This window comes from Pseudomonas sp. B26(2017), assembly GCF_002113045.1.
In the GTDB taxonomy this organism is placed as follows: Bacteria; Pseudomonadota; Gammaproteobacteria; order Pseudomonadales; family Pseudomonadaceae; genus Aquipseudomonas.
On the sequence record NZ_NEJJ01000006.1, the window covers coordinates 129,559 to 141,473 of the forward strand.

Annotated in this window: 6 protein-coding genes; 1 reads left to right on the plus strand and 5 read right to left on the minus strand. The window is 59.7% G+C overall.

Annotated elements, in window-relative coordinates:
* The first annotated feature begins 244 nt into the window (after positions 1–244).
* Entirely contained in the window at positions 245–1,537 is a 1,293-nt protein-coding gene (gbcA, locus tag CAF79_RS10905) for a glycine-betaine demethylase subunit GbcA (RefSeq protein ID WP_085697771.1), read from the plus strand.
* 63 nt (positions 1,538–1,600) lie between these two features.
* Here the strand turns inward: gbcA and CAF79_RS10910 are convergent, their stop codons facing one another.
* The 5 genes from CAF79_RS10910 to CAF79_RS10930 all read right to left on the minus strand — a co-directional run bounded on the left by CAF79_RS10910 (position 1,601) and on the right by CAF79_RS10930 (position 11,911).
* Positions 1,601–3,253 carry a hypothetical protein gene (locus CAF79_RS10910; RefSeq protein ID WP_085697772.1) on the minus strand — a complete coding sequence of 551 codons (1,653 nt, stop codon included), beginning with the start codon at positions 3,251–3,253 and terminating at the stop codon, positions 1,601–1,603.
* A gap of 161 nt (positions 3,254–3,414) precedes the next feature.
* Entirely contained in the window at positions 3,415–4,659 is a 1,245-nt protein-coding gene (locus CAF79_RS10915; protein WP_085697773.1) for a metallophosphoesterase, read from the minus strand.
* 25 nt (positions 4,660–4,684) lie between these two features.
* A complete protein-coding gene (locus CAF79_RS10920) occupies positions 4,685–6,553 on the minus strand; it encodes a hypothetical protein (protein WP_085697774.1) in 1,869 nt (622 codons plus the stop codon).
* Between the two features lie 139 nt (positions 6,554–6,692).
* Positions 6,693–10,145 carry an alpha/beta fold hydrolase gene (locus CAF79_RS10925; protein ID WP_085697775.1) on the minus strand — a complete coding sequence of 1,151 codons (3,453 nt, stop codon included), beginning with the start codon at positions 10,143–10,145 and terminating at the stop codon, positions 6,693–6,695.
* 995 nt (positions 10,146–11,140) lie between these two features.
* On the minus strand, positions 11,141–11,911 hold the full coding sequence (locus tag CAF79_RS10930) for an electron transfer flavoprotein subunit beta (RefSeq protein ID WP_085697776.1): 771 nt from the start codon (positions 11,909–11,911) through the stop codon (positions 11,141–11,143).
* Positions 11,912–11,915 lie beyond the last annotated feature (4 nt).

An 11,915-nucleotide genomic window follows, 5' to 3' on the forward strand; every position in this document is an offset into this window, starting at 1 on the left:
CGATTCTGCGTATAGCGTGAACGCCCCGTTTACCTATCCGCGACATTCACATACTTATCGCGACCAGCCCCCAACCACCGGGGGTTGCGCGTCGGGAACAGATTGCACCATGTCGCCCATGGATAAGGTTCCCGCCTGCGCCGGCCCCACACTCGCCCCAACACAAACGGTTTCTTTACACCTTGCGCTGCAACCCTGATCAGCCACTTTCGCGGCCACGCAGATGGCCTTGAGGAATTCATCGATGGACACCGCAAAAATCAGCCTGGGCGACCTGCTGGAACCCGCACGCAAGGCCACCGCACAAATGCTGCAGGAGCGCGAGCGCACCTTTTCCCTGCCGCAACCGTTCTACAGTGACGAGCGCCTGTTCGATATCGACATGCAGGAGATCTTCCAGAAAGAGTGGTTGATCGCCGGCATGACCTGCGAGATCCCGGCCAAGGGCAACTACCTGACCCTGCAGATCGGCAAGAACCCGATCATCGTCATTCGCGGTGCCGAAGGCGTGGTGCATGCGTTCCACAACGTCTGCCGCCACCGTGGCTCGCGCCTGTGCACCAGCGACAAGGGCAAGGTCGCCAAACTGGTCTGCCACTATCACCAGTGGACCTACGAACTGGACGGCCGCCTGCTGTTCGCCGGTACCGAGATGGGCGCCGATTTCGACATGAATCAGTACGGCCTCAAACCGGTGAACGTGAAGACCGCCGGCGGCTACATCTTCATCAGCCTGGCGGAAAACCCGCCGGCCATCGATGACTTCCTGTCGACCCTGAACCACTACATGGAACCCTACGACATGGAGAACACCAAGGTGGCGGTGCAAACCACCTTGATGGAAAAGGCCAACTGGAAACTGGTGCTGGAAAACAACCGCGAGTGCTACCACTGCAACGGTTCGCACCCGGAGTTGCTGAAAACCCTGCTGGAGTGGGACGACGTCACCGACCCGCGCGCCGACCAGGCGTTCAAGGATCACGTCGCCGCCTCTGCCGCTGCCTGGGAAGCCGAGAAGATCCCTTACGCTCACGCCAGTTTCGGCCTGCGCAACCGCATCGTGCGCATGCCGCTGCTCAAGGGCACCGTGTCGATGACCATGGACGGCAAACAGGGTTGCGCCAAGCTGATGGGCCGGATCAAGAACCCGGACCTGGGTTCGATGCGCATCCTGCACCTGCCGCACTCGTGGAACCACTGCATGGGTGACCACATCATCGTCTTCACCGTGTGGCCGATCAGCGCCCAGGAAACCATGGTCACCACCAAATGGCTGGTGCACAAGGATGCGGTCGAAGGCGTGGATTACGACGTCGAACGCATGCGCAAAGTGTGGGACGCGACCAACGATCAGGACCGTCGTCTGGCCGAAGAGAACCAGCGCGGGATCAACTCCACCGCGTACCAGCCGGGGCCGTACTCCAAGACTTATGAGTTCGGCGTGGTCAACTTCGTGGACTGGTACAGCGAGCGGATGCTGAGCAACCTCGGCGCCGAGCCTGCACCCTACCTCAAAGGCGTCCCGGTTCAGGGTTAAACCCGCGCCGTACAACAAAACCCGCAGACGTCGTCCGACGCTGCGGGTTTGTTTTTTCGTGCCTTACTTCGCCATGATTCTCATGCTCGAAACCTTGCCATCCAGCGTGTTGCTCGGACCGCCTCGAATGACGCGGTAGGCACCCGCGTCATAACTCCTCTCGAAGCTGCCAATGATCACCGGCGTAGTAATGTCGCTTATAAAATCCACCCGTGCGTAGCCCTGGTTTTCATTCACGTTCTTATTTCCATAGACCATGAAACTGGAGCCGCCCTTGGCTTTCACAACCTTCGCGGACCGCGCTTCATCGTTATCACAGTCACCGCTGAAGTTGAATGTCCGGGTGGTCGCGAGGTTCACCGTACAAACAACATTTTCAGTGGCGGAATTGCCCTCGTAGAACACCACACTTGCGTCACGAAAGTCGCCTGGCGCCGGTGATTTTCCTATCGAAATACGCGAGATCTTTCCATCCAGACCGTTATTACGAACATGGGTTACTTTGATATCGGCGCTTTCAAAGTTGGCCTCGAAACTGCCAAGTTTTACTGATTCATTGATCCCGATATCACGTTTAACATCAACAAAGGTGTAATCGTCACTGGTATTGCCACCGGACGAGTCATAAACACTCAGACGTGTACCTTTGGCGATACCACGCAACTCAAGCGAGCGCGCTTCATCATTCTCACAACCCCGTGCAGGCAAACTGAAATCGAGATCCTGCCCCGCCGGAACAACACAGACACTGTCACCGGTCTTGTCCACATTGTTTTTCGAGTAGAAGTAGAAACCACCCTGAGTCAATGCGGCTGCGTAGGGGAAGGCATCCCCCGTCTGATTGAAATCAATCGTCAGGAAGCTGGGGGCGGTGCGCTTGCCCAGTGCGCTTGCACAATGGTTATCAACACGGCGCTCAAGCCAGGTCAGGTTGTTATCGGTACTGCCCGCATGCAGTGATGTCGCGCCCCAGCCGTGGAACTGGTTCATCACGAACAGCCTTGGCCATTGAGTGAATCCAGTGACTGACACGGTCGGATGGTAATTCGTCCAGCGCGAAGGGCAACTCCATTCATGCTTGAGCGAAGTAATGCCCAGATCCCAGTAGTTCTGGCTTTCCCATTGACTGTCCTGCAGGACATTGATGGTCTTGCCATTGACGTTGTACTCCCCGGCATTTCGGTCGGTGAGAATAACCAGTCGCTTGCCGCTGCCGATCATCTGCTCAAGCGTCGGCCATGTACGGGTGTTCGGATAGGCCTTGGGATCGAATACCCAATCAGCCAGACCTGGCACCCGATTCATCGCATTGTTGAATTCGGCCCTTCCCACAAGGTTTTCCAGCAACAGCGTCACGACAGCGTTGGGATTACTGCGCAGATAAGGCAGAAATACATTGTTCAATGCATCGGCAAATTTCATGTCCGTACGTATGTCGCAAGTGCCTTTTTCTCCGGTGTGACACAGATAGGCATCGGCCCCACCCGTCAGGTTCCCGGGGTGCAAGTCCAGCATGAAACCACGAACGCCCCGGTTGAGCTGAGTGCGCATGTCATCCAGATAACCATTGTGAGCAGTGACCCACGAATATTCGTTGAACGGCTTCTTGAAGTCAGTGATACCCGGCGCTGTTTCAGCGGCGGACACTAACGACAAAGAACCAAGCTGGGCACACAAGAGCCCCAGCGAAAGTGCTGTTTTCTTGATAGTAAACATTGTTCAATCTTCCATGATAAAAGTCCCGACAATCGAATGACTGCCGGCAACTTATTTACCGAAAAATCAAACAAGTCGCATATCGAATATATAGTTCCGAATGTTTTTATAAGTTTGAAAAACAAAAATGCGCCCAACCGGGCGCACTTGAGTTAAATACACTAGATTGATCGCCAGCGAACTTCCCCATTCTCGGCGATAAATTCTTCAACGATATTTTCGCCATCCAGCCGAACTTTCGCATATCCGTTCAACACCCGCAGCGGGTAGTCCGGATCGTTCGCATCCTTCGTCTCCGAAAACAGCACCCGCGAATGTCCGTTCAGCTCGCTGGTGGTGCCGTAAGGAATCGCGCCGTGCCCGGCACAGCGCGCATGCAGCCCACCTTGTGGTGCGTAGACGATGCCGTTGTGCAGATGCCCCCAGTACCAGTAATCCGGCTCGCGCCCCAATGCATCGCACACCGGCTGATACAGCGCGGTCTTGTTGTGCCCGGTGATGTCAAAGCCCTGATGGTGGCTGAGCACCATGAGTTTCTTGCGTTTCGGCAGGCCCTTCATCCACTCGATCTGAGGCTTGTTCAGAGTGCCGTCCATGTACAGGTTCATGACGTCCGAGGCATACGCCGTGTCCAGACCGACAATCAGCCAGTCGTCGTTGATCAGGGCAAAGTAGCTGGTGCCCTGCTGCCCCGGAAAACGCGCGGCCAGTTCCTTGAAATAGCCGTGGGCGCCGCTGTACATCTCGTGGTTCGAATTAAGGGTGAACGAGCCGCGGGTGCCCATCGGCCAGCCCGCCATGTCGGTGTCTTCCTGAGAATGGGTGCCGGCGTAATAAACGTCCCCCAGGTGAATGGTGAAATCGGCATTGGCCAGTTGCATCTGGTTGGCCACCGACACCGCCGGCGCATGGCTGTTGAACGGACCAGTGCCCCAATCGCCGGCAATCGCCAGCGTTACCTGGCGATCCATTTTCACCAGTGCCGGATCGGTGCCGAAGGTCGCGTGATGGCGCAGGTTTTCAATCCACTTGAGCAGCGCCTCGCTCCACAGCAGATCCAGCAGTTCCCACTTGCGACAGCCCAGCAGCGTGCCGTCCTTGAGCACTTTGGTCTGCAGTTGATCGGGCGATTGCGGCAGCGGCGTCGCGTTGCCGATGCGCAGGATCGACAAGCCGTGGGACAGCTCCCATGGCACCGCCGGTTCGTCGTCCGGCAGCTCGCCGTGCTTGAGCACGTATTGCGCCTGATCGTGACCGCGCTGGAGCAATTTGATGATGGCTTGAAACTCCTGCGGCTCGAGTTCGCTGATGAGCTTCATCCAGGCCATTTCGATGCGCGTGAACAGGCCGTGCAGGCGCACCTTGACCTTGTCGTATTCGTGTTTCAGATGACCGACCGCTGACATGACGTAATCCTCTATCCGTAAGGGTTCACAGGGTTTTCATGAATTCGATCAGCGCACGCTTGTCGTCGTCCGACAGCGTCGTGCCGTACAGGTGACCGCTGTTGTGGTTGCCCTCCAGGCGCGTGTCGTAGGTGAAGTCCGCCGAGGCCTTGGCCTGGGCGCCGCTGGTCACGAAACCGACGTTGACCGGGTCGTAGACATCGGAGCCGGTGATGAACACCTGCGGACGTTTTTCCGGCGGTTGCAGCAAGTCCCACAGGGTCGGCACCGAACCGTTGTGCAGGTACGGCGCGCGCAGCCAGATGCCGTCGGTGGGCGTGTTGCTGTAGCTCTGGGTCTTGCGGTAGGCGCCGAAATCGAACGGCGGTTTCTTGAAGGTATGGAACGCCGCCACCAGCCCGGTAGTGAACGAGTTCAGCCGGTGCGGATCGGTGCCGAGCTGGTCGATGTTGGTGGTGACCTGCCCGGTGTCGACGCGACCGAAATCGTGACAACCCGCGCAGTTGGCCTCCCACACCGGTTTGCCCTGAGCGACCCTGGCCTGATCCAGTGCCCACGGCCACGCCGGCGCCTTGTGTCCGAGCAGCCAGTTGGTCACCCGGTTGAAACTCGGCGGCAGCACCGATTCCGGCGTCGCGCCCACGGCCATCGCGGCGGCGTAGTTGCGCTCGTGGATCTTGTTGTTATTGCCGTCCCAGTGCAGGTACATCGATTCCCGGGGTTTCTGGTTCCACACTTGCGGCAGGTCGACGGTGCCGATGGTCGAGTCATCCGGGAAGCCGAACACCACCATTTTCGTCGGGTTGAAGGTGTCGGTGCGTCCCGGCCCCTGTTGCGGGCGCAGCTTCTGCCAGGCGTAGGCCTGCTTCTGTTTGAGCAGCGCGGTCTTGGCCATCGGGATGATCAGGTAACGGTTGTAGAGCTTCTCGAAAAAGCCCAGCTGGAACTTGCTGTTGATCGCCGCCATCACCGCGTCGGTGGTGAATTTCGGATCGCTGGCGCAATCGTAGGCGAACCACTGGAAGGCTTGCAGTTGCAGGGTATTGGCCGGCGCGCTCGGCACATTGACCGCGACGTCGCTGGCATTCGCCCGGTAGGAGCCGGTGTGGCACAACGCGCAGTTCGGCTCGACGGTCGGGTAGCCGATCTGCCGCTTGGCCATCCCGATCGGCAGGTCCTTGCCGTTCTCGAACAGGAAACCGAAGACTTCCCAGCCGCCGGGTTTCGGCAGTTTTTCCGGGCACATCTGCGGCAATACCGAGAACAGGTAATAGGGAATACGCGCTTCGATGCCCAAACCAATCGCGGCGTATTTGTAGTGATCTTCGTCGGAGGCGTACTCCTGCTCCGGCACCACGCGCAGCATCTGATACCAGGTCTGGTAACCGATGAACGCCAGCAGCGCGACCACTACCAGCGTACCGACCTTGAACGCGTGGTTCTGCCAATGCCGCGCCCACGCCGCGCGCCATTCGCGCCAGCCGTCACAGAGCAGCGCCAGTGGCCGGTTTTCAGGCGTGGTGCCGAGGTACAGCAGAATGCCGAGGATCAGGAAAAAGCTCAGGTCGCCCATCAGCATCGGCACGAACACCGAACCCTGACTGCTGGTGTTGATCAGGTAGATCCAGAACGCCACGGCGATCAGCCGCGTCAGCACGCACAGCCAGGAATGCACCACGTAGCGCGGCGCGTTGAAGCCCGAGGGCATGTAGAACACGCTGATACCCACCAGCAGCATCCCGGCGTTTTCCAGCCACGGGTCGGAGAGTTGCGGCGGCAGGCCGACCACCGATGTCAGCAACCCCGGCGCAAACAGCGCCGGGATCGCGAACACCATGTTCATCGCAATGCCTAGCCAGATGAAGCGTTGAAACCAGCGGATGTAGCTGTCCATATCAGTTCCCCAGATCCTACCCACGTCGACGCGTCGAACCGTCCGCGTGGGAATGCATCTCGTGACGCTGCGCGTCACAAAAGCGGACGCAGAGCGTCCATGGCGGCTTTCCCACGCAGAGCGTGGGAACGATCGACGGCTATCCGAGGGCGGTTTTCTCCAGGTGTTCAAGGATGATCGGATACACATCGACCACCGCGTTCTTGCCGAACATGCAATCGATGTGGCCGTAACCCGGCACCACATGCCGGCTGTAGCGCTCCGGCCCGTGCTTATCGCAAACCCGCTGATAGGTCTTGAGCGTACTTTCCGGCAGATAACACTGATTGTCGGCGCCGCTGATGAAGCAGATCGGCATGGTCAGCCGATCGAAGTGCGGCATGTACACATCGTGCCCTTTGAAATCCACCAGATGCCCTTTGCGCACGATCAGCGCCAGGTGTTCGAAGGTCTCGATGTTGGACTCGCCGAACAGCTCGTGCAGGTTGTCATGCAGTGTCTCGTTGAGGGTGTCGTGGCGATACAGCGAGGCGTACATGAAGGTGATGCGGTGGCACACCGGGTTGGTGCAATAGCCCTGGGCTTCGATCCGCGCGTAGCCGTTGAGCGCCTTGTCGTAGAGCCGGTTGAACCAGTTCTCCTTGCTGTCGGCGTAGGCGGTCATCGATTTGATACCGATCGCGTCGAGCATCCCCGGCAAGTGCAGACCGGCCTTGAGCCCCGTCGCCGTCGCGACCACCGTGTCGGCGGCGATCTGCGAGCAGACCACCGAACGCACGCCTTGCAGCCCGGCGAGCAGCGACATGAAGAACGTGGTCGCGCCGTAGCAATGCACCACGCATTGCACGTCCTTCGCGCCGGTCTTCTGCTGGATCTGCGCAATGGCGGCCTTGAAGTCGTACTGGGCGATCTGGTCACCGTTCCATTCCTTCTTGCTCGCCGGCAGCAGGATGCTCACCCGGAAATCCAGCAGCCACACGTCGTAGTCGTGCTTGCAGAGAAACTCCAGCAGGTTGGTCTGGATGGTATCGGTGGAAAAGATATTCGAGCCCACGCCCAGACCATGCACCAGCATCACCGGGCCTTTGCTGCCAGCCTGATAGCGGGTCAGACGCAACTGCACGGCATCTTCGGTGGAGAAGAAATGCACGGCCGGCGTCGGCGCATCCAGCGGCCGTTTCAACCGTGGCGGCGCGTCGGGGTTGAAGTATTTGTCACCGGCGAACACCCCGCCGTAACTCTCCCAGAGGATCCCGGCGAAGAACTTGCCGAACCGCGCCAGCCCTTCGATGCGCTCGCGCTCGTTGCGCGCATTGAGGACCTTCATGGTGGTCATCTGTTTGGCGAAGTCGGTCGGCTTGATGTGCATCACGCCAGAGCCGATCACCTCGCCGGTCTTGTCCGGCCCGCGATACAGCGTGACGTAGAGGGTGCTGGTGTCGTGCCAGATATTCAGCACGCCGTTGTCTTCCGGCACGGTCTTGAAGGCGCTGAAGAAGTAGTCGTTGCCGTCCTCGGCCGTCAGTTTCATGTCGTACTTCATGTGGCGCGTGTCGACCTGCTGCTCGAACTGCTCGAACAGGTTGAACACGCCGTTGCTGGCGGTCAGCGGCTGCGGCGACAGCGCCGGGGCGATCACCGTGCCGACGATGGTCGCGGCATGCTCCGGCTCCTTAATCATCCGGTTGAGGTCGTTGGCGGTGATGGTCAGGGTGAAGTCGATCGGCGAGTTGTCCGCCTCGCCGCGCTTGGCTGCCGCCTCATAAACCTTCAGGTCGGTGCTTTGTGCGGCGGTGAATGCGCGGGAGAAGTAGCCCTTCATGGTCTCGGTGAATTGCACGCCAAGGGTCGGTGGCACCGGTTGTTTGCGCGGTGCCGAGGGCAATGTGTAATCGATCCTCCAGCCCCGGTCGGCGGCCAGCAGGCCCATGTTGCGCTCGCTCACGGCGGAGATGGTCAGCAGTGGGTTGACCGCCAGTGACGTCGGGATCACCGCGCCGTCGGTCACGTACAGATTGGCGTAGACGTCGGTGCCGGTCGCACCACTGAACACCTGGCCCTTGTGGTTGACCACGCCTTGCGCGGCGTCATCGCCCATCACGCAACCGCCCAGCGGATGCACCGAGACGATGCTGTGCTTGAGCAGCTTGGTCCAGATCGGGTTCTCGACCCAGATCCCGCCCAGGGCCTTGGTGCTCTGGTACAGGCGTTCGTTGCCGATCTTGAAGTTTTCCTGCTCGCCGACGCCCGGCCAGTCGATGCGCAGTTGATCCTTGCTGTCGAGGACCATGCGTCCCTGACCGCTGTCGTGGCTCATGATCAGGTAGGTCTGCATGTTGTGCAGCGCGCCGTGATACGGGCCGCGCAGAAAGCTTTCCGCTTCGCGCTCCTTGTACTTCACTTTGCCGCTGAAGCTGTCGTCGGTGGGCTTGCCGATCATCTCGGCGAACCCGGCCATCGCCGGCACCATCGGCCGGCCGAGCGCTCCGGGGATCGAACCTTCCTCGATGACCATGCGACTGCTGCGGTCACCCTCGGTGCGCATGTCGATGATCGAGGTGATGCACGGGCCGACCGGTTGCAGTTCCTTGGCCGAATGCGCGCCGAAACCGATGCCGTTGATGGTCTGCTCGCAGTTGTGGCCGAAGCCGAGGATGTCGCCGTTGCCGCTCATGTTCTCGCCGAGCTGGCCGGACATCACCAGGCCCTTGTCCCGCGAGCGCAGCAGAATTTCGGTGGAGCCGAGGGTGCCGGCGGACACCACCACGATGTCGGCTTTCACGAACAGCGTCGGCGCGTCGAACTTCTCGCGGCCGCTGTCGAGGTATTGGAAGTGCACAATCCAGCCGTTGCCGTCGCGCTCCAGATGCCGCACCTGGGCCTGGCAGAAAATCTCCGCGCCGTGATTGGTGGCGTCCGGCAGGTAGTTCATCAGCGTGGTGTTCTTGGCCTTGTTATTACAGCCCGAAACGCAGTCGCCGCAGTGGTTGCACGGCAGTTGCTCGACGCCGACGTGGTTGAGGTTGTTGGGCAGTTTGTCGAAGGTCACGTTGATTGGCGGCTTGTAGAAGTGCGCGCCTTGCTTGAGGAAGTCTGCGGATTTTTTGTTGGCGTCGAGTTTCGGCAGGTTTGGCGCGGTGCTCGGGTAGGGGTTGGGTTTGAGCATCTCCCGGGCCCTTTCGTAACCCGCCTTGAGCAGGCCGTCGTGGTCCTCGCGCACCGCCAACGGCCAGCGTGGATCCTTGAACACATCGGCTGTCGGTTCCAGCGAGACGTTGGCATTGATCAGCGACGTACCGCCGAGGCCGCAACCGACCACCACGTTCTGCTGCGCGTTGACGTGCAGATCGAACAACCCGGTGCGCGAGCCGATATGGCCGTCCGGGTCGTGCACCTGCAACTCCTCGGTCGCGGCGATCATGGTATTGGGATATTCGCCGGGCTGAATCTCCCGACCGCGTTCCAGCAGACAGACCCGTTTACCGGCCCGGGACAGGCGCGACGCGGCAATGCCGCCGCCATACCCGGAGCCGATGACGATCACGTCGTAATGTTCCTTGATTTCGCTGATGGGCGTTGCGATCCGTGTCATGAGGGGGTTCCTCTCTCAGGCAGATGGGGCAACTCTGCGGTTGCCTGCAATCAATGGGCGAACGGGCACCTGGCCTCCGGGAAATCCCGACGGCATTACAGCGGTTTGGGCAGGAATCAGGCGCTACAGACGGGCGTGCTGATTGGCGGCACGACGCAACGTGCGCTTGCGCGGCGAAGGTGCCGGCAGCGCGCGGAGCGTGCAGGGACTGAGGGGTAAGCGGTGGGGCCGGGTATCCATCACGCGTTCTCCCTGAACCAGATGTGGATAAGTGACAGCTGTCCTTGTGCCATTGCAGTGAAGACAGGCACCGGATCGAAGTCAAGGCAGGCTCTTAGAACTGTATGAAATGTGATCAATTGCCGTTTGGACTAAGCGCGCCGGGGGCTGCAGAGTTCAGCGAACAAGTTATCCACATAGCCACCCACAGCTAATGGGGACAACTGTGGATGAGATGGAAAAATAATCGGTTTTTTGTGAAGAAATACCGTGACTTATTCAGAAACAGGGTTTCCATTTGTGATTGATTGTTTTTTGATCAAATCTCTGCACATCCCGGATTACTTGGCTTTCAAGGGATGGCAAACACCTTATCCACAGAAGCGCCAACAGAGTTCGGGGGTAACTTGGCGTGCGCTGTGGAAAAACGCTGGAGGCGTTGATAAATCGGGGTTTGCGAGGGAATTGACGGGTTGAAAGGCTGAATTGAACGTTTTTTGATCAAGCCTCTGCAAGCCACGTTTTATATGGCCCCTGGCGGATAGCGAACATCTTATCCACAGAAGCGCCAACAGAGATTGGGGGCAAGTCTGTAAGTTGCCCAGGGGAAAAAGCTCGTAAAAACCGCGAGTCAGGCTGGTTGTTTATTGATCTGATGGCTGGAGCGCTTGATTGGCGTGGGGTGCAGGGAGGGGCGAACACGTTATCCACAGATCCGCCAACAGGGATTGTGGTTAAACCGCCCTCTCCCGCGGGAGAGGGTCAGCAACGTTTGTTTAGCGGACCACACCTTCTTCGATCAGCAGCTTCAGAATGGCTTGCGCACCGGCCTGCGCGGTAACGCCTTTGAGCACCTGCCCACCGCCACCGCTGGCCTTGGCCGTCGCTGCCTTCATCCGGTCCGCCCCGCTCTTGGCCTTGATCACCTTCAACCGTTTCGGCCGGGGCTTGGCCGGTTGCAGGGTCGCCACCGCAAGCAATTCGTCCTCCACCACTTCCACGTCTTGAGCCTGGAGAACACCGCGCCGCGCCGGGCCGTAAGCACTCTGCCGAGGTTTGGGTGCGGCGTTATCCACAGTCGCCAGAAACGGTAGGCGCACCTTCAACCGGCGCCGCTGCCCACGGGGCAACGCTTGCAGCACCAGTGCCGAACCGTCGTTGATCGACTCGACCTGCGCCAACCCAACCACCAGCGGCCAGCCCAGTCCTTCGGCCAGCAGAAACGGCAGCATCCCCGAGCCTTCGCCGGTTTCCGCCTGGCTGCCAGTCAGTACAACCTGTGCACCGGCATCACGCAGATACTCGGTCAACGCCGGCAGCGCATCGGCGCCAGCCGGTTGTTCCAGCACGTGCAACTGTTCCAGTCCCATGCCCAGGTAGGCGCGCAGCGCCGGTTCCGCGATGTCGCCGGCGTGCAGCACTTGCAGATTGTCGCCCGCCAGTTGCAGGCCGAGCTCCACCGCGCGGGCATCCTGATCGGCGCGGCGCGGGCGGCCGGAGGTCGGGTGGGCACCGATTGAAACCAGACTGATGATCTTTGTGCTCATAACC